The sequence below is a fragment of the Thermodesulfobium sp. 4217-1 genome (assembly GCF_039822205.1).
Classification (GTDB): Bacteria; Thermodesulfobiota; Thermodesulfobiia; order Thermodesulfobiales; family Thermodesulfobiaceae; genus Thermodesulfobium.
Genome location: NZ_JBAGBW010000001.1, coordinates 26,470 through 46,652 on the forward strand (window position 1 = coordinate 26,470; position 20,183 = coordinate 46,652).

15 protein-coding genes and 1 CRISPR repeat array (1 of these 16 running past the window's edge) are annotated in these 20,183 nt (G+C 34.5%); of the genes, 3 read left to right on the plus strand and 12 right to left on the minus strand.

The annotated features are described in order from the left end of the window. Positions 1 to 3,696: a CRISPR direct-repeat array (repeat unit 36 nt; unit sequence GTCGCAATCCCTTATTCTTCAGGGAATTCTTCTAAC); it begins 105 nt to the left of the window's first position. 303 nt (positions 3,697 to 3,999) lie between these two features. Genes V4762_RS00120 through cas10 form a run of 10 tightly spaced genes read right to left on the minus strand, consistent with a single transcriptional unit; the run spans position 4,000 to position 14,184 of the window. Beyond that, positions 4,000 to 4,689: a PD-(D/E)XK nuclease family protein gene (locus V4762_RS00120; protein ID WP_347313729.1), complete on the minus strand. Its 690-nt coding sequence runs from the start codon at positions 4,687 to 4,689 to the stop codon at positions 4,000 to 4,002. Between the two features lie 26 nt (positions 4,690 to 4,715). Further along, positions 4,716 to 4,964, minus strand: a complete 249-nt coding sequence (locus tag V4762_RS00125) for a hypothetical protein (RefSeq protein WP_347313730.1) — start codon at positions 4,962 to 4,964, stop codon at positions 4,716 to 4,718. A gap of 50 nt (positions 4,965 to 5,014) precedes the next feature. Continuing rightward, positions 5,015 to 5,308, minus strand: a complete 294-nt coding sequence (cas2, locus tag V4762_RS00130; protein WP_347313731.1) for a CRISPR-associated endonuclease Cas2 — start codon at positions 5,306 to 5,308, stop codon at positions 5,015 to 5,017. Continuing rightward, on the minus strand, positions 5,305 to 6,339 hold the full coding sequence (gene cas1, locus V4762_RS00135; protein ID WP_347313732.1) for a CRISPR-associated endonuclease Cas1: 1,035 nt from the start codon (positions 6,337 to 6,339) through the stop codon (positions 5,305 to 5,307). Before cas1 ends, cas2 begins: the two co-directional genes overlap by 4 nt. Beyond that, positions 6,336 to 8,198 carry a CRISPR-associated primase-polymerase type A1 gene (locus V4762_RS00140; protein ID WP_347313733.1) on the minus strand — a complete coding sequence of 621 codons (1,863 nt, stop codon included), beginning with the start codon at positions 8,196 to 8,198 and terminating at the stop codon, positions 6,336 to 6,338. Before V4762_RS00140 ends, cas1 begins: the two co-directional genes overlap by 4 nt. Then, positions 8,176 to 9,246 (minus strand): type III-A CRISPR-associated RAMP protein Csm5, encoded by a 1,071-nt coding sequence (gene csm5 / locus V4762_RS00145; RefSeq protein WP_347313734.1) that lies wholly within the window; start codon positions 9,244 to 9,246, stop codon positions 8,176 to 8,178. Before csm5 ends, V4762_RS00140 begins: the two co-directional genes overlap by 23 nt. Next, positions 9,239 to 10,180 (minus strand): type III-A CRISPR-associated RAMP protein Csm4, encoded by a 942-nt coding sequence (csm4, locus tag V4762_RS00150; RefSeq protein ID WP_347313735.1) that lies wholly within the window; start codon positions 10,178 to 10,180, stop codon positions 9,239 to 9,241. The genes csm5 and csm4 overlap by 8 nt, the downstream gene beginning before the upstream one ends. A 41-nt stretch (positions 10,181 to 10,221) precedes the next feature. Next, positions 10,222 to 10,893: a type III-A CRISPR-associated RAMP protein Csm3 gene (gene csm3 / locus V4762_RS00155; protein ID WP_347313736.1), complete on the minus strand. Its 672-nt coding sequence runs from the start codon at positions 10,891 to 10,893 to the stop codon at positions 10,222 to 10,224. A gap of 19 nt (positions 10,894 to 10,912) precedes the next feature. Then, positions 10,913 to 11,443, minus strand: a complete 531-nt coding sequence (csm2, locus tag V4762_RS00160; RefSeq protein WP_347313737.1) for a type III-A CRISPR-associated protein Csm2 — start codon at positions 11,441 to 11,443, stop codon at positions 10,913 to 10,915. Positions 11,444 to 11,445: 2 nt separating this feature from the next. After that, on the minus strand, positions 11,446 to 14,184 hold the full coding sequence (gene cas10 / locus V4762_RS00165; protein ID WP_347313738.1) for a type III-A CRISPR-associated protein Cas10/Csm1: 2,739 nt from the start codon (positions 14,182 to 14,184) through the stop codon (positions 11,446 to 11,448). 99 nt (positions 14,185 to 14,283) lie between these two features. On the opposite strand from cas10, the gene V4762_RS00170 reads away from it, so the two are divergent. Next, on the plus strand, positions 14,284 to 15,534 hold the full coding sequence (locus V4762_RS00170) for a TIGR02710 family CRISPR-associated CARF protein (RefSeq protein ID WP_347313739.1): 1,251 nt from the start codon (positions 14,284 to 14,286) through the stop codon (positions 15,532 to 15,534). On the opposite strand, the gene csx2 is transcribed toward V4762_RS00170, so the two are convergent. Beyond that, complete coding sequence (gene csx2 / locus V4762_RS00175) at positions 15,531 to 16,985, minus strand: TIGR02221 family CRISPR-associated protein (RefSeq protein ID WP_347313740.1); 1,455 nt, start codon at positions 16,983 to 16,985, stop codon at positions 15,531 to 15,533. The two genes, V4762_RS00170 and csx2, sit on opposite strands and share 4 nt — an antisense overlap. Positions 16,986 to 17,020: 35 nt before the next feature. Then, entirely contained in the window at positions 17,021 to 17,956 is a 936-nt protein-coding gene (cas6, locus tag V4762_RS00180) for a CRISPR system precrRNA processing endoribonuclease RAMP protein Cas6 (protein WP_347313741.1), read from the minus strand. 152 nt (positions 17,957 to 18,108) lie between these two features. Between cas6 and V4762_RS00185 the strand changes: the two genes are divergently transcribed. Next, positions 18,109 to 19,377: a WYL domain-containing protein gene (locus tag V4762_RS00185; protein WP_347313742.1), complete on the plus strand. Its 1,269-nt coding sequence runs from the start codon at positions 18,109 to 18,111 to the stop codon at positions 19,375 to 19,377. Beyond that, positions 19,374 to 20,165: a WYL domain-containing protein gene (locus tag V4762_RS00190; protein ID WP_347313743.1), complete on the plus strand. Its 792-nt coding sequence runs from the start codon at positions 19,374 to 19,376 to the stop codon at positions 20,163 to 20,165. Before V4762_RS00185 ends, V4762_RS00190 begins: the two co-directional genes overlap by 4 nt. Positions 20,166 to 20,183: the final 18 nt, after the last annotated feature.

Sequence of the window (20,183 nt, forward strand, 5' to 3'; positions counted from 1 at the left end):
ACCGTGGTTTAAGGAAGAAGACCCATTTAGTGTAGTGCCCTTTACGTCGCAATCCCTTATTCTTCAGGGAATTCTTCTAACAAAATGTTGTCTTATTTACTACAGGGGGCAATATCCCGTCGCAATCCCTTATTCTTCAGGGAATTCTTCTAACTCGACGGTAAAGAGGTTTTAAGCCTGCCATACGTGGGTAGGTCGCAATCCCTTATTCTTCAGGGAATTCTTCTAACAAGGATAGTAGCACCGGTAAAAATGTTATCCTGTTTACTACCGGGTCGCAATCCCTTATTCTTCAGGGAATTCTTCTAACTAGAAATGATGAGTAAGGGAGAAAGATTTGTAGTATTCGAGTCGCAATCCCTTATTCTTCAGGGAATTCTTCTAACAAGCTCTACAGGTAAAAACATAATTTTATTCACAACAGGGGGGTCGCAATCCCTTATTCTTCAGGGAATTCTTCTAACTAAACGGGGAGGTAAACCTATACAGGTTAAACGAAATGTTAGTCGCAATCCCTTATTCTTCAGGGAATTCTTCTAACTGGTCCATATAAGGCCAGCTGTCAAGGTTGGAAAATGGACAAGTCGCAATCCCTTATTCTTCAGGGAATTCTTCTAACCAGGGCTTTTATTCAAAAAAAATTTATGGGAGGTTTACAGTCGCAATCCCTTATTCTTCAGGGAATTCTTCTAACCCTGGGGTGGCAGTGCCTTTTGTAGGGGCACTGGAAGCCTTGTCGCAATCCCTTATTCTTCAGGGAATTCTTCTAACTTGGGAGGACCTTCTTAATTTTTGTAGTGTGGAAGGCTATGTACCTTAGTCGCAATCCCTTATTCTTCAGGGAATTCTTCTAACGAATTTTAAAAAACTTGCCATCGTAATTGATGGCAAAGAAGTCGCAATCCCTTATTCTTCAGGGAATTCTTCTAACCAGGACTTTAAAAAAAAAAATATATGGGAGGCAATAAAAAGTCGCAATCCCTTATTCTTCAGGGAATTCTTCTAACTTAAAAATGGACTTAGTGAGTTTGAAGAAGAGTGTGAGAAAGTCGCAATCCCTTATTCTTCAGGGAATTCTTCTAACTTGACGAATTTGAAAAAGGCAGTGAAAAAGGCCGTATCTCTCTGGTCGCAATCCCTTATTCTTCAGGGAATTCTTCTAACATTCTCTCACCCATGCAATGAAGGGGGCATTGCATGTCGCAATCCCTTATTCTTCAGGGAATTCTTCTAACCTAACCATCAGTGCTCCGTATATGATAGGGACGAGTAAAAAGTCGCAATCCCTTATTCTTCAGGGAATTCTTCTAACCTTTTTTGCTTTGCGTTCGGTATATAAGAAGACACAGCCAGTCGCAATCCCTTATTCTTCAGGGAATTCTTCTAACTTGGTAGAATGTTGGCAGGTTCAAAAAATTTTGAAAAGTCGCAATCCCTTATTCTTCAGGGAATTCTTCTAACGGGAGTAGTTTTTATCTTGGGGGAAATTTCCCCAGATCTACAGGTCGCAATCCCTTATTCTTCAGGGAATTCTTCTAACCAAAAATCGAAAAAGGGAGGTCAAAAATGTATGCAATTTTTGTCGCAATCCCTTATTCTTCAGGGAATTCTTCTAACGTACTGTGTTGATTTAAAGAACAGTCCCACTGATAAAGTCGCAATCCCTTATTCTTCAGGGAATTCTTCTAACCGTTGGGACCAAGTGGGTTACCACTTGGTTCAGAGAGGATAATGTCGCAATCCCTTATTCTTCAGGGAATTCTTCTAACTGTTACATGCAATTTTTGAAGGTAATGAGGGCCTTATTTATTGTCGCAATCCCTTATTCTTCAGGGAATTCTTCTAACCTCGTTAGTGTAGGAACCACGTGGGTTACCACGTGGTTCGTCGCAATCCCTTATTCTTCAGGGAATTCTTCTAACTCTACATAAGGCCAGCAGTAAAGGTAGGAGCCAGGTGGACAAGTCGCAATCCCTTATTCTTCAGGGAATTCTTCTAACGTTCCAGGACCCAGACAGAGTCTGGGTTGATGATGCCTGGAAAATAGTCGCAATCCCTTATTCTTCAGGGAATTCTTCTAACGGGACTCGGTTGAGTCCCTGTTCTCAGAATAGATAGAATAGGTCGCAATCCCTTATTCTTCAGGGAATTCTTCTAACAGTGGAAGTGGAAAGAATACAATCCTGTTTACCACTGGGGGGTCGCAATCCCTTATTCTTCAGGGAATTCTTCTAACAGATCAAAAAAGTAAGGTCAAGCACAAGATATCTTGACAAAGTCGCAATCCCTTATTCTTCAGGGAATTCTTCTAACCTTCTATGTCGGTACGAGGAAGAAGGGGGATGTGCATCACAGTCGCAATCCCTTATTCTTCAGGGAATTCTTCTAACCCCTTTTGAGTTTGAGGTATTTAAAGCTGTAAAGGTTGAGGTGTCGCAATCCCTTATTCTTCAGGGAATTCTTCTAACAGGTTAAACAATGAAAAACGATGCAAAAGAGATGAAGGAATTGTCGCAATCCCTTATTCTTCAGGGAATTCTTCTAACTGTGTTCCTTAAAAGTGTTTGGGGCAACCCGTTTGAATGTTGTAGTCGCAATCCCTTATTCTTCAGGGAATTCTTCTAACCAAATTCAAAAGAGAAAGAAATGAAAGAAATGGTTATCATGATTGGTCGCAATCCCTTATTCTTCAGGGAATTCTTCTAACATGGGATTTTGCAGGATTTCAATACGCCCCAGGTAAGTCGCAATCCCTTATTCTTCAGGGAATTCTTCTAACAGGCCCCATCAGGGGCCTTGGAGTCTATAAGCAAATAGACTCGTCGCAATCCCTTATTCTTCAGGGAATTCTTCTAACAGTAAAGGGGGTGGAGTATGAAATTTGCAAGTTAACCCCCGTATAGTCGCAATCCCTTATTCTTCAGGGAATTCTTCTAACAATAAGAGGGAAGGGGGGATATACCTGGTCTCACAGAGTCGCAATCCCTTATTCTTCAGGGAATTCTTCTAACTTGCTACCAGCCCTGCATTACTGCAGGGCCTACCCCCTGTCGCAATCCCTTATTCTTCAGGGAATTCTTCTAACTGTGTAGATTAGTTGATTTTACCGAATTGGTCCCCGTATAGTCGCAATCCCTTATTCTTCAGGGAATTCTTCTAACTCAGGCCAGTAGTAAAGATTGATGCCAGGTGGGTTACCATCTGGTCGCAATCCCTTATTCTTCAGGGAATTCTTCTAACAGGTTGTAACAACTTGGTTCCTTGAAGAAAATTTATGTCGCAATCCCTTATTCTTCAGGGAATTCTTCTAACAAGCCGTGTTTAGATTTGGAAATGTATTTTGAGGTTTTCTTTGTCGCAATCCCTTATTCTTCAGGGAATTCTTCTAACCAGGTGGATAACCTGGCTCCAGGACCCAGATAGGTTCTGGGTGTCGCAATCCCTTATTCTTCAGGGAATTCTTCTAACGGTCAAGTGTGAACGATCTGAATCAGATCGTTAACGATTTTAGTCGCAATCCCTTATTCTTCAGGGAATTCTTCTAACTGCTGTATGGAGTTTTTGAAGGTCATGAGGGTCGTATTTATTGTCGCAATCCCTTATTCTTCAGGGAATTCTTCTAACCTATGGGAGGCGTAGTCCATACACTTCCCATAGAAGGTCGCAATCCCTTATTCTTCAGGGAATTCTTCTAACTGTACACATCATAAACCTTTATTTATCAATAGTCAAACATACGAAATCCTCGAAAGGGGTGGGTATGATTTTCTATCATAATTTTCAACAATACCATACCCCAATCTGTAGCTTTATTAAGCCAAAAAATTTTCCTCGGATAAAAACGAATTTAAGCCATTTTTTAATACTCAATGGGATACCAGTATACAGTTAAAATAATAACGTTATTCAATTGTCAAGGTGCTCTTTTTATCTAAATTTTAATATAGCATATTATCTTGTAAAATAACAATATCTTTTTCGAACAATAAACATGATTATTTAAGAAATCCCATCTGAAAAACAGCAAAAATTAGAAACAGAACAACATTTACAGGCATATGGATGAATTAGTCCATTAGGTATAAAGGTTTTATTCTCCAAAATATCCTTAACGCTTTCAATTACCATTAATGTTTTTTCTTTCATTTCATTTGAAATCTGAGTTTTATAAATAACTACTCTTTTATCAGAAATATAATGCAACTCTACCCTATCTATGTTTGTCAATATAGAATAAATTGAGGTTTGAATGATATGAGAACTTGTTATATTAGATGGAATTCTAGTGGTAGTTTTAAAGTCTATTATAGAATCCTCAGTAATAGCATCTACGATGCCCTGAAACCTTATATTACCAATATCCATACTAAATGCTTCTTCAGAAGAGATTACTTTTAAATCTCTGGCAAATGGTTCGTAAAGCCTAAGCATAGCAAACAAATTGTTTTTAATTTTATCCTCTTCAAGCACTGACAAAGTCAATGTCTCTGGATTATAGTATCGGTATTCTTTCCATGAACTTTCTAGGTCAAAGCTGTTTGTTTTAAAAAATCTTGATAGAGTGAAATGAAATGCTGAACCTGCAACAGTATTAATATTGAATTTTGGTTGAACCTTATCTATATACTTTAACCTATATGCATACGAACAGGTTAATAAAAGATTTAAAGACGAAGGACTTAGATTCATCTTATCTCCCCCCTGCAGTTTTTATTTTAATCCTTATCTATACTTGATGGGCACAACTTGTAAGGTTTTACGTTTATAGCATACATGGTGCCAAGGCAATCGTAGAAACAAATTTTGTTAAATGTTGATTGCATTTCTCCTTCATAAAAACATATAAGCGCAATATTTCCCTTATAGCTAGCATTTGCAGTTTTTAATTGGCTTGAACTTAAGAAAAAAGTAACCAAAAAAAATACAGCCACCAACAAAAATATAAATTTAGTGTTGTTTGTCATTTTTTACCTCCAAAAATTTGATTAGAATTTGAAATGAAAATTTAGGAAACTTACAAGATATCGTATTCAGAAAGTTCTTGAGGGACACCGTTGCCCAAAACAGAAATTGCAGACTTACAACGCTTACAAAGAAGATATATCCTTACTGAGTCAGTGTCTGGATTAATTCTCTTCATTATTTCTTTATTTAATCTAATTAATTCTTTTTCTGTAAGATAACATTCAAACACGCTTTTTTGGACCCTTGTCCCTTTACCCTCCAAAAGCTTAGCTATCTTATAGCGTTTTTTGTTATCAACCACATCATAAGAAATTACATAGAATGAATAAGAGCTGATATTCATTGTCTTTGGGTAAAGGGTTGATAAAATTCATTTTTACTTATACACCTTACAAATATCTTACATTGTTCTCTTATCACCTGAAAAAGATTAATATTGTTTCCCAGAGTGCTTATATATTTACTCTTCTCTAAAAGTTCCTGAAAATATGTTATTGCTTTCTTCACCCCTTCAATGTTTAAATATACCGCCTCAACACTGTATATGTCTTTTCCTGAACTATCTTCGACATATTCTTCTTTATACCAAAAATCTTCAGAAGAAAAGATGTTTTTATTAATCAGTCTTAATACCAAACCATCAATTAATGCCCTAAATTCTTCCATTAGATCCAGAGCCAAAGAGGGTTTTGAATAATCTACAGTATGGAAAAAACCTAAATATGGGTCAAGACCACATTCATACAACGCTGATTCAACCCTTTGATATAGCAAAATATACAGAAAACTCAGTAGCGCATTAATAGGGTCAAGGGGCGGCCTTTTATTTCTACCGAAAAATTTGAATTCTTTGTGGATAAATAGATTTGATAGGGCATCAAAATAAATTGCTGCTATCTTTCCCTCAATACCTCTAATCTGTTCAATATCGTCTATAAACTCGAGTTTTGTGGCCAAAGATTTTATTTTGCTAATACAGTCTTTAACCTTATCATTGCGTCTGTCCCAGTTATATCTTTGAAGAAGATGTCTACAGTTATTTGCCTTGCTAAAGACAATCTTCTTTGCAAATTCTGTCGCAAAATTTCCATCTAAATATAGCTTGAACTGCATAATTCTAAGCTCAACATTTTTTGGCATCTGACCAATCAGTCTGCCTCTATATACTCCTTTAGAAGATAAGAAAACAGTGTCAATGTTATTTTTCAAAATATAGTTTATAGCATGTGGGGTAAAAGATGCGTTTGCCATAACCACAATACTCTCGATTTGACTGGACACAAAACTTCTTACAAGCTCTGAACCTCTATAAATATCAAACCTATCAGCGTCTTTGTGGATCCTTGTTCCGTGCTCTACAATATAAAGTATCAATTCTCACTCGAATCTGAAAGTTGCAATTTGTTTTCCTCATCAATAAAGACCTTGTAATTGCCAATCTGTCTTTCTCTCATATCTATTTTTCTTAGCTCATCGATAACAAAATTTAAAGCTAAGTTATATGCAATTTCTATTTCTTCCTTCTTTTTTGACAGATCAATCAACCTCAAGATAACCGCATCCAACTTTGAAAAATTTTCTTTCTTATACAGATGGATCAAAGGGTTTGGGTATGTGGATATTTCTTTCATATTAAAGCATTCCGAACAGTAATTGGATGTAATATTTGGGATAAGGTTTTTAATTTTGTTGCAACTCATAGGATTCGAACGAAGAGGCTTTTTAAGATAAAGTCTTGTATCTATCACGCCTGCTTTGTTTAAAAGTTCATTAACAATAAAATTTCCAAATTTCAAATTGCCAAGCGTAAATGTAATAACCTGTATTTCTGCAACGTCTAAGCCAATCCCGCTAAAAGCTTTATCACAAAGGATACCAAGAACAGGGCAGCAACTCCTTAAAATTAGGTACTCTAAATCTTCATCTATTATGAATTCTTTAGGTTCTGAATATTTTGCTTCTGGGGGAGCTAAAACTTTTACGTCTTCATCCGAAATAACTCTATCAATTTCATTTGCTATTTCTTTTTCAAAATTTTTATTCAGCGATAAGTCCAAGTTGCCTATCTGAAAGCTATCTATAAAATTTTTTAGTTTTTCTCTATCGTTTAACTTGACATCCATCAAAAACATAAGCTGATTTTCTGGTTCTGTTCCATCGGGATTTAAAAACATACTTCTTCTTCCAGATTTTATATGTATCCCTAAAGGTAATTTTACAAGATTTCCAAGCCCGCCACCTTTTACAAACGTTTGCTTTGGGAATAGCTCTATATTTATTTCCTTGGGTAAGTTACCTAACTTAGAAATTACATAGTTTCCAAATTTTTTCGCTTTGTGAGCCTGAATCCCCTGTTTCAAGAAAATCCAAACATGTCGACCCTTGTAACCAGAATCCTCTATATAAGCCAAAATATCTAATGAAGCACAGATATTGTATATCTCCTGCGCAGTGTTTAATAACAAAGAATCTATTCTTTTTCTTTCGGCTGGTTTCTGAAAATAATCTGCAAGCTTCGACTTCTCAACGTCTATATCAAAAACGATAAAACATACGCTATTGTCAATTCTTAGCTGATACGCTCCCACAGTAAGATTGCCTAATATATGATTCTTGGCTACTCCAATAGTAAAGGGTTCACTTATCGGGGAATATCCTTGATCGCCCTTTGCATTTTTCCACTGGCGGGCATACACCCCTTCTCTTCCTCTAAAAAGCTGCAAAAATTTTAAGATATGTCTGTCTTCTGGATCAAGAATTTCTTTCTCATCATCTTCTGATACAGCACCATAACTTTTTTCCCTGTCCTTTATGAGAGACTTAAAAATAGGTTCTCCTGTTATGTCTAAAGCTTTTTTATAGACTTCAATCGCAGCTTGAGTCTTGTCTTGCATTTCGAGAAAAGAGCCATATCTAACATATAGTTCAGATTCATTTGGGAGATTATCTATGGAATCAATATACAATTTTTCAGCTTTATCAAGTCTGGAATCTTCTACATAAAGATCAGCCATGGCAAATATTGCCTTCAGATTCTTCTGGTTATCCCTAATTGAGAGTTCTAATTCTTTTTCGGCAAGGGGTAATAGCTCAAAGCAAAGCAAGATCTTGTACATCTCAAAATGAAGGTCTGAATCCTTTACCTCCACAAAGGGGGCGCATGAAACAATAGCATCATACGCCTCCCTCTCCTTCCCATTAGAAAATAGTTCAACTATCTGTGCAGGTTTCATTTTTTTCGGTTAATATCGCATAGCCCAATGGCAGCATTTTATTTTTTAATTTAACCAAAAATTTTGTCTTGCCAGGCTTTATCTCCTTGCCACAACTCTTAACTGTATAGCTTAAATTTCCACAACCAAACCCAAGCCTTAGGAGATAACCTTTTTCCTTTTCGATATCTGTAAAAAAACTTTCATCAAAGCCTGGATATACGCGTTTATAGTAATAGCTCTCTTTCTTTAAAAGGCCCCTATAAAACTCATCTGTTTTTTCGAGTAAACTTTTTAGATTCAAAACTTTTAATTCTTTTTTTAGCCTGGGCATCCCGAAACCTCCACTACCCCAACGATCTCTTAAATTTGTTTTAATCGAAATAGTTAAAAAATTATTTTTCTCTTTATCCGGGACGATAATCTCTCTTACTATAGGAATTCCATTGCCTTTTGGGCCTACCCTACTCATCTCTACTACCTTAGTTTTATTTGATACAGAGACATCAGCTATGCTAACAAACTTAAAAGGATCATTTATAGGATTTTTTAAATTTCTTTCATCATCTTTTTCTAACATAAGGTTTCTTCCTTGTAAACTGTGATTGTAATCCTCACCACTATATTTCTCCGATAAAAAGTTTAGAAATGCAGTCCTAATAGCGCCTTTGATCGAGGAGCCTGGAATTATAATGTCGTCCCCTGATCTAAGTGTAAGACCAATTTGCATCTGTGCATCCGGATTAAAATATTTTTCTGGAAAGCTATTCTTAAGATTATCCTCAATTTCTATGTAGTATATATAATCATCATTATTTATATCAAAGATGTCATTGATATTTTGTGCAATAGTCTTAATATTTAGTTTTGAAACGTCTTCTTTTATTATTCTTTCCTTCAATCCTCCTCTCTCAAGAAGTTTAAAAAAGCTATCAGATGAAATCCTATAAAGTCTTTTGTCCTTATAGACATAATCCATTGGATCTATATCCTCTCCAGTACCTATGTGGATAGGAGAAAGGATTTTCAAACTATAAGTCTTGGTTTCAAAAATTTCTCTTTTATTCATTTTGCCACCTCACATAAAGGGGAAAAAGCAATGAGCACTCGTGTACAAAATCTATACTGCTATGAATATTGTCCTTCACTTTGCCATATGCAATACTTGGCTGGCCATCTTCTTTTAGTATAAAAAGCGAACCAGGCTTAAAGCTTACTGTAGGCCTCTTAAAGGGATTATAACTAATATTATTGCCAACTTTCCCGAACTTAATATCCACATCATAAAAACACCTTTTAAATTCTGATACTTTCTCAAAACCGTGAGAAAGCGTTACAAAAGAATTAGGATTCTTTGAATCTGGCAAGTTTGCATCTGAAATATCAAATTCAAATCTACCTCTTCCAACTGATGCATCTGCACCATAACCATTTTCCCCTATAAATTTAAATATTTTTTCTATATATGGCTTATCAAAAACTGACTTTACGTATATTACAGGTATAGGTTTTCCCTTAAAATAGCTGCATTCCTTTGAAAAAAGCATCCCCATTTCGACATTGCCAGTTACTCTGTTTATACTGCAGTGCCACTCATCAAATTTTATAAAATAGTTATCTATACTATCTTGCATACTGTCTTTATTAGAAAAATAGGTTTTAAAATTTTCTAAAAATGCATCAAAGCTCTCTTCTAATTTTTCGTATACAGAAATTGGTATATATTTTGCTTTTTTTAGCTTCTTTAGATCAATGTCAGATTTAGTTTTATCAAAATCTTTAATAATGCCAGGATGTCTTGGTATAGGAAGATAGCCGTCTGGGAAGGCATCAGAAACTATAATAGGAAAATTACCTCTTTTATACTCTGCTAAAAAGTTTTTTAGTTCAGATTCCCCTTTTAGAAATCTAATCGCCCAGCATATATGCCCCCAAATGGTGTCTGATCTTAATGGAGTCTGAAAAAGCGAGAGCGGTTGAAGGCTTATCTTAAAAAGATTCATTGATATCACCTCTCTTTGTAAGAAACTTAACAATATTTTATTTATAACCTTATTGATTTTAGATCTATTTTTTCCCCATTCTCATCCCTTAGATCTCTAAATTCTATTCTTCCATAACCCCTTGAACCACATCCACCTAAAGAATCATTTTCTAACAATTTCAGTCCCCTAAGGAGAATTTCCCAATATTTTTCGCCATCTTCTTTAAATTTCCTGAAGCTTAGAGAAAAATCGAACTCTGCCCCCGCAGGGATTCTCTCTACTGGCCTTGGATGTTCCGCCTTTGCAGTGCATCTGTTTATAACATTTTCGTATTTTATTTCAGTAAACTTGACTATATCTCTATCTTTAAGCCATTTTTTCGTATCTTCAGTCAAAAATGCGTCTCTAAAAATTGCTCTAGAAACCCTTGGTGAGTTTGAGTCAGCCTCAATTCTATCAGACGCACTAACTCCAAATATATTACAAATAGGACAATCAATATCCGTACACGAGTGAGTCTTTCCGTTGTTTATAACTTTACCCTGTTCCCACTCAAGTATAGATCTCACCTTGCCCTTAATAGAAGATCCTGGTATATATGGTTCATCGTTGTATGGGTTCCTGATAACTGGATTATCGTTACCCCCTATTTCCACAGAGCCAGTGCTGGTTCCAACCCTTAAGCCTGTTACACAATAAATTTTTCCTGTCAAACTCTTATATGTTAACATTATTTAGCACCTCCTAAGATTAGTCTTTTGCATAAGCATAAAAATATGCATAAATTGCTTCAAATTCCATAGCAAATCTTTTCAATGCTTCGTTAACTTCTTTTTCATTTTTACAAAGAAATATGCCTCTCTCTAATATTCCAAGCAAATATTTCTTGGCAGTTTCAGCTATCAAAAAACCGTTGCCTGATTTTCTATTAGCCAAATAAATCACTCGTGCTTGCAATAGCTTTAGCCTAAATATTATATTGTCAACCTCAATTCTTTCATCAGAGAAAGATTTCTGAAGAACCTCATCTCTTAAACTAATCACCTGATCGTAGAATTTTCTTAGCTGTGATTTGCCTAAATCTTTGCCACCATCACCTGCCAATTTTCTTGCAAACTCTTCTGATTTTTTCAAAAACTCATCAGGATCTTTATAAGAAAATTCCACAAAATCATTGTTATCTCTAGCACTTGATTGCTGAAAATTTTGCCTAGAATTTGATTGCTGCCCATTTGGTCTTTGGGCACTTGAAACATTAGGTCTGTTTGGTTTATAAGGCATTATTATTCTCCTCCTCTCAATTCATACAAAGTTAAAAATGCAGGAATCTTTAAGTTTTTCATATAAAATTGGCCTTCTCCCTTTTCATCCAATCCCATTAGAACATTAATATCATCCATTAATTTCTGTTCTACAAGTTCTCTATCCTTTCTATCCTTCACAATATTTCTCTTTATATCTCTTTTTAGAAGAGGGATATATCTAAACGAAAGAACTTTGGGATTACCAGTAAATTTCACATTGCCATATTTTTCCTCATAACCTTTAGCGTCAAGGAACATAGGTCTGTAGATATTAAGTAGTCTATACAAAAATGACTTATTGATTAGACCCTTCCCCTCCTTTTCCCCATATTTTGTGCAAAGTTCATAAAGTTTATTCCTATATTTGAGCAAGTCTTCAAATCCAAATTTATCTGAGGATCTCTTGAAAAGCCTTACCGTATTCTTAAAAATTGTAATATTTCCTTTTACATTACCTTTTTCTCTTTCATTACTATTAGCTTTGTTCTGAGATTTAAGAAGGGTATCTTCTTCGAAAGTCAGGCGACCAGATTTACTCATCTCAAGAGATTTATCAGCAATTTCCACAGCCCTACCGATTGGCAATCGAGGCCTAAACATCTCTATGCTACAAGAAAAGGTTATACAATCTCTCCCAGTAAATTTTTTAAACTCTTTGCTTAGATGTAGTGCAAAGTCAGGCAGGACAATCCATGGACCTATAAGGAAAAGATCGTCTCCCCCAGAATACACGGTGTAAATAGCGTTAAACTTTATACCCTCTACAACATCTTTTTCAATAATATCCTGAAGAACTTCTGTAAAAAAGTAATTTAGAAACCTTGACACTGTAGCAACCCTTGAGATTGAAAATTTCTCCTTCATGGAGTCTCTAAAAAGTTTACCCAGATTGTCTACGTCTGCCTTTAAAACACCCAGGTGATCCTCGCCTATTCTTTCAGCTTGGTTTTTTGATGCAAAAAATCTACTATAAGTAGCTATACACTGAAAGGTAAGCGGACCATTTTTTACATCTTTTCTACTGATCTCGTCTTTATCAGGAACCAATTTGCATTTATCAGTGCAAAAATAACAAAGCGTTCCATTCTTGGGTTCATCAGAACTGATATCAATAGGGAAATCTTTTCCAAAAGGCAGATGATTGTTTATCCATCTTCTTGCGCCAATAATAGGATCATTTTTCCCAACATCAAAGAATCTGTCCACAACAAAAGAGTCATATAGCCTCTCTTTTACTTCTTCTTCTCTTTCTAGTATTTCCAAACATACACCAGATACAATCTCATTATCACAATTTTTGTTATTTATACTGTACAGAACCCAAAATCGATCTTTGGTTAATTTTTGACCAATTTTTTCCATAGCTTTGCAGATAGAACATTTATCTTCCTCTTCCTTTGGAAAGATACCACATAAATTGCAGACATCATTACTACTTAATTTCTCACGTAAGTTATTTAGAGTTTCATCTACCAAATTATCTTCACCAAATAGACTGTAAAATTTGTTCGATTTCGCAAGCTGGTTGTTGTATCCTAACTTATTATGGATTCCAAGAAATCCTTCTTCACCCTCATCTCCCTTTATGGAGAAGTCTTTTACGCCCATCTCAACTGGCTCAGTGAGATTAAGACTAAGTAGTCCCGCAAACCTAGAAAAGAAAAATTCATCAAGCTTTCTTCTAATCTCTGATATCTTATCTTTAATAAAAGGCGTATTCGGTAAAAGAATAGAAAATTTTCCTCCCGCATCAAGAAAGATGTTTGACTGAACTACCTTAAATTCATCTATAATCTTTAAAGAAACAGCTCTTGAGAGAGCTGCAATATAAAACGATCTACCCCTAAGGGTTTTCGTTAGACCCCTTGGATTTGAACCTTCAACTTTTAAAATAAAATTTTGGATTCCTGAAACATCGCCCTGCAATACAGCAAATGGCTTTGCACTTTTATCTGATTCTAAGCTGTCCAGATCAGAAATTTTATCTATTTGCTTGTGTTTAAGATACCTATAGTATGCACAGGCTATAGCGCTGGTGGTGCTCAGGTGATCAAACAAAGACACATCTTGCTTGTCAAATTGAGTGCTAGAAGGAACTAAAGCTAAATATTTTTCCAAAATAGATAATACCGAAGAAAAGAACAGATTAAAATTGTCTCCAGCTTCAATCCTTGTAATCTCACCAGTAATCTTTTTTGCCAACTCTTCATACGCAAGCTGTGTTCCTTCTTTATCCAGCTGGTTTTCTTTCTTGAAAAAGACGCTTTCACGTCCCAACTCCCTTATCTCGTAGAACCCGTCTTCTTGATTAACTTCCTGAGAATTTTCAAATTTTAAGTTATAAAATATTGATCTCATCCTTGAATGAGTCCTATTAGACTGATTTGCATCCTCGTCTTCACTTCTTTCAGAGCTCGAAAAATTATCCGCCCTGCTGATAATGGTCGCAAGAAACTTTTCTCTTTCATCAGAAAGCTGTTTCGGTTTCAAAAGCTTGCTTGCGCCCTCATGATGATGTGATGCTATGTGAGAAAATATGCTTTCATCAACAAACTTTTTGATATTTTCGCACCTTTTCACCAACTCATCCAAAAATTGTTCAGTAAGTTCTGTATGATTTTTACTGTAACCATCCCTGGTTCTATTTAGCACCTTTCCTATATCATGAAATAGCGCTGCAAGAGCCAAAGTTTGGAACTCTTTTTTTAAATCTCCCAAATCATTTCACCTCCTTAAGATACACTATAAATAATCGAGAAATTGTTTTATTATTTATTTATCTCACCCCTTTCAAAATGAGTTTGGAGGAATTTCAAAATGCAAAAAGCAAAGGCAATGATAATAACATTAGGTGGAACAATAGAACCTGTAATAAAGTCCATCAAGAGCCACAAACCGAAATATATTTCTATTATCGCAAGCCAGGAATCTATAAATCAAATTAGTTCTATATCTCAAGAAATAAAAAGCCCTAGTACAAAAATTAAAAAATTTATCATTGACGATCACCAATCTATTGAAGAGACTTTTTGTAAGGCAAACGAGGCATACGATTGGATATCTGGCTATGCAGCTCCCGAAGAAATAGTAGTTGACTTTACTCCTGGCACAAAAGCAATGTCTATAGGACTTTTTTTGGCTATGTCTAATAAAGGAGTGAAGTTTTGTTATATCGGCGGGAATAAAAGGACAAAAGAAGGAGTTGGCGTAGTCGAAAGCGGCCACGAAGAAATAATAGAAATAAAAAATCCGCTCGAGACTTTCCAACAAGATAAAATTAATCAATTTGTGGATTTTTTTAATTCCCAGCTCTTTGCGGCAGCAGACAGAGTTCTGGAAGAAATTATAGAAAACACAAACAAAAAAACTCTTTTCAAGGCTATAAGAGAGATCAACAAAGGCTTTTATTTCTGGGATCTCTTCCGCTACAAAGAAGCTATCAGATGTTTTAGGCCTACAGTAATGGAAAGAATATTCGAAGAAAAGAAATTTAAAGACCTTTACAACGCTATCGAAAATAACAGAAAGTTTCTCGAAGTGATATCCAGCAGCACAAACAAGTTTAAAAACTATTCCCTTGAGCTTTTTTCCGATGTATACGAAAATGCACAAAGGAGGGCAAGAGCAGGCCACTTTGACGATGCAGTGCTGAGACTTTATAGGCTTACCGAGATGATTGCTCAAGAAAGATTGAAAGCCAGATATAGCCAGGACAGCTCCACAGTTAACTTTGACACTCTCAAGATATCTGAAGAAAAAAGATTTATTTGGAAGGAGACTTATAGAGGGAAGAAAGGGCTCGGACTTAACGCGATATATGATCTCCTGTATGACTTGAATGACGAGCTTGGGATAGCATTTCAGAATAATAAGGAATCTTTTAAAAAAGTTCAAGACTCGAGAAACCTCTCCTTCCTTGCTCACGGCATACAACCTTTAGATGAAAAGACATATACAGAAATAGATGGTTTTATTAGAGAAATATTTATATCAGAGCTCAAGATTGGCCTAATAGATGAAAGAGCAGTGTTTCCAAAAATAGATAAAAACATTTTTACAGACATTTAGTAAGGATTGTGATCAAATATTACAAAATCTTTTATTACAGGAGATGAATATCTTAGACTCTTTGCTTTTCCATGAAGAGCGTGAGCAATATATAGATACATCCAGACAGGTGCGTTGCCTGTCAAGGTTACGTTTTTACCATCTCCAGCTATTTCTAAAACTTTATCCCTATACTCTTCTATTTCACCAACTTTTGCAACATTTTCATAAAGCTTGCCAAGATCTATTTCAACAGAACTTTTATTGTTCAAGAAATTTCTTACCTCCTTTATATTTTCTTCAGAGATTGCGACCTCTATAAGCTTAATCAAATCTCTGATATCGCTTTCTATACTCTTCTCATCAAGCAAATTCTTGTTATAGCCGCAATGAGCTATCAAATTTCTTAAATTATTCACCTTATCAATAGATTTAAAAAATGGATTTTTAATGTCTGTAGTATTGGCCAAATAATTGCAAACATAAGAGATCTTTTCTCTTTTCTCTCTGTCGGTCAATTCGTTCTTATCTTCGATAAAAACGTTTACCAATGCCTCTCTTAGTAACAAAATTGATTGTGTCAAAAGGCCATGTTCAAGGCACCAGTGAGCTTTACGAATGGTTCCTCTAGCATATACAAAATCAGTAGCTTGTTCATCAGAGATTAAAAATTTATATTCTTCTTTGATCCTTTTAAAAATCTTCTCAAACGGTTTTGCGAGATAATTTGCCTCTTTTATTAGATCATCCTCTTTTTCTAAATTTTTTAGCAAGTCATCCGTATACTTATTAATATTTATATCCTGAGCCAGGTTTAAAGAAGACGAAATAGACTCAAAATTGCCCGCTATTGTTTGCAAAATTTTTGGCTTTATAGAACTATTGTTTCTATATGCCCCTGCGTGAATTTTTCTTACAAAATCTCTTGCATCCTTTGAAAATATTCCAGTTTTAACAAAAAATCCTGAAAAGTTTATCCAGCTTAAGATATCCAGAACTTCTCCAAGGTTAATTATGGGACTTTTTTCTTTGTCTTTGTCATATAAGCCATAATACAGACCACCCAGGTCGATGCCCCTTATATTTCTCAAAAACTCAATTGTCAAAAAAACATAAAATGGTATAAGTCTGTAAGAGTGTGTGATGTCAAAAGAAATTTGATTCATAGATTCTGTACAATCGATAACCTTGTCCCAGATTTCCCACCTTTCATTTTCTGTAAGCCCTTCTGGAATATCTCTATCCTCTACCTTCACGCATAAATCGTTTGCTTCTTTTTTAAACTGTTCAAAATGTTTATTTCTTGACTCTTTTGTAACAAGCAATATAATTTTCTCTATATTAGCAAGATTAGCTATAGCTATAGGGGCATACTTTGTAGAAAATACCTTTTCATCATCGCCATTCATAAAATACTTTGTAACCTTATAGTCCCCTACACCCAAAAAACTTATTAAAACGTTCCCCACCATTTATGCACTCCTTAAAAATAGTATTAAATTAAAATTTACAAAATAGTTAAAAGGTATCTCCCAAATCCAAAACTTGTGTTTCTTCCTATAGAAATCTCTTTTGCGCTGTCAATTAGAGAAATCAAACTGTTAGGCACATTAGAAAAAGTTATATCACCAACTAATCCCATATGGTTAATTAGTCTCTGTTGCCTACCAGAAAATCTTTTCAAATTTTCTAAATATGTATTATTTTCTAAAATTTTTACCTCAAGTGATTCGTTTATGCATTTCTTTATAAAACTTGATTCAAAAGATGGATATCCATAGAAGAACTCAAGCAATGAAACTCTTCTCAACAAATTTCTTATCAATATATGAAATTGAGGAAGAGAAACTGTTTTTCCTTCAAATCTAAGAGACAAAGGAGACAAGAAATCAATTTTTAATCTTTTAAAACCATTGTTTTCTGAAGAATATATCCTATCAAGGCTTAACAAAGATGGGTCTTTAGCAAATGAATTAATTGTTTTATGTTCCTGGTCGAATAACTCACCATTTACATCCCTTACACTAACCACTTCGAATCTTGCCCTATCTTTACCAAGGCCAATTTCTCCTAACTTGATAAACGTATAAACAAAAAATGGTAAATTTTCAATACTGTCACCCATCAAAACTAACCCAAAATCAAAAAGATCCTCTTTATCAAAAGATGTTTCATAATTTTGAGAAAATATAATAAAGGGGTGGGGGATATATGGATATTTAGTCATTTTCATTGCGCCCTGAGGCCTTGGGCTATCAAATATTTTTCTATAAATACAACTCTCATTTAATATGCAATCGCTACAATCCAACGCCTTTTGAACGCAGGCAATACTTTTGAAAATATTCCCAAATCCCCCTCTTAGCGTTATGCTTTTGTATTTCGGCAGTGATGTAAAATCACGAAGCTTAAGCGTTATTTTAAATTTTTTAAATTTTAACATATGACATTGTTACCCCCTAATTAAGAAAAAAAATCTTAAATAAGTTAATTTTAGCAGTCTATATTCAATTGTCAAGGTTCACTTTATATGCTAATTTAATATTAGATTGTATTAAAAAATTTAAAAGGAAAGATGTTGTATGAGATAAAATTATGCCCAAAGAAGATAAACAAAAATTGTTGAAGTTCTTAAAATTGATAAGTTTAGAAATGGGCATTAATTCAAAAGATAACCTTATGAGGGTTTTTGGCTCATTAGGAAGCCTTGAAAGCACGCTTAGAAAAATCAGAAAAATCAGATTGGAATCGGCAATGTCTCCTTTGATTAGCTTAAAGTCAAAAAAATATCTATATGATTCTGATTCAGTCCTTGATGAATATTTAGGAATTATACTGTCAGGCCAGATAAAAGAAACAGAGGCAATAAGGTATGCAAAGATAATAGAATTATTAAAAAGAGACAAACTATCCATTGGTGAGATAACCGATAAGTTAAACGATTCCTTGTGTCAAGACGAAAGCTCTCTTTTAGAGTTAAGAACAATAAGAAATTATCTTAAGATTTTAGTCAGCGATGGATTTGTCGAAAAAGTAAAAGACAAAAAATATATAAAATATAAACTAAAAAAGAGCTTGGCACTATTGCCAGAACACTTATTGGTAAAACTTTATCTTTTTACTGATTTTTTTTCTAATACAGGGCTTTTGGCAACCAGAAGCTTGATATTAAAATATTTTTTAGAGAAGAGACTTGGAACAAATAAGCTAAAAAAAATTAAAAATATTATTTGCTACAAGCATTCAAAGCCGCTAAGGGTGTTCGACGATCTAAATGTTCTGTATATCTTAAATTTATTAGAATGCAAAAAAGCCTGTTCGCTTGAATTAAGTTTATTGCCAAAATCCAAGAATAAACCTTCAGAGAAGGTAACAGTTATGCCTCAATTTTTACTATTTGATTATCAACTTGCAAGATGGTATCTGATTACTGATGGTGATACTAAAAGAGTATTGATTGACAGAATTTTTAAGTTCGGAAAAGTTATAAGGGAATCGGATATTTTAGATAGCCATCTTGAAAAGAGATTAGATAATCTCAAGAAATCCTGGTTAGTTGAAGAAGATGCGAAAGAAAAAGAGATAATAATAAAATTCTATTTCGACAGCAGCAAAAGTTCAAAAAATTTTATACTAAACAGGGTCAAAAAAGAAGCAATGGATGGTCAAATAGAGATTATCGATAAAAATAGTTTTATTCTTAAGATATTGACAAGAGAATTAAACGAAATAAAACCATGGATAAGGAGTTTTGGCTCAAGCGCTCAGGTATTAGAACCGCGTTCTCTAAGAAACAGTTTAATTGAGGAGTTCATTGACCTAAAGTCTACTTACGAATCAATTATAAGTGAAGGCTCACTATGATATCTAAGATATATAACCTTGAAATATTAAATAAGATAAAAGAGTTTACAAATGATGATTTTTGTAATTTAAGCAATGAAGAATTGGAATGGTTAAAATATTTAATTAACACTGATGAGTCAGGCTTTTTCTTTAATGCAGAAGACAGAAAAGAATTAAAAACTTTTTTAGCTGACACAAACACATCGAGTCTACCGAAAATAATAATAAAAAATAAACCAGAGAGAAATAGAAAGTCCTGGACTCTTTTAGAGCCATTGTTCACAGCTATTTTTGAAGAAAAAGACTTAATTCTAAGATTTCAAATTTCTGATTCTGAACAATTTAAGGCAAAATGCTTCCCTTACAAAATAGAATTTGAATTCTACAGGGATGAATGGTACCTCTTGTGGCTAAATTTGAGCAAAGACAAGAAAAAGATGAAAACCCCATTTGCGTCTATACTTTCATTTGAAATAATAGATAGAGAAAATGAATTATTCGAAGAAGCAGAAAAAATTTTTCTTGAAGAGTATCATTTTGCCAAATTTAGGGTTGACAAACAATATCTTGAAGATCTAAAAAGAATACTATTAACGCTTATTGATTTTAAACCAATTCTTGAAAAAGACATTCAAAATAGTCTTATTTTCAAAATAAAATACAAGCCCTCCGAAGAGGGCTATCTGCTCCAAAAATTCAGACAGCTTGGCAAGAGGGCGATAATATTTGAGCCAAGATTCTTAGTCGAAAAAATGTTGTTTACTTATAGAAAAAGCTTAGAAAGATATTCAAAGAACCAATCATAGCTATTTGCAATAAAAGAT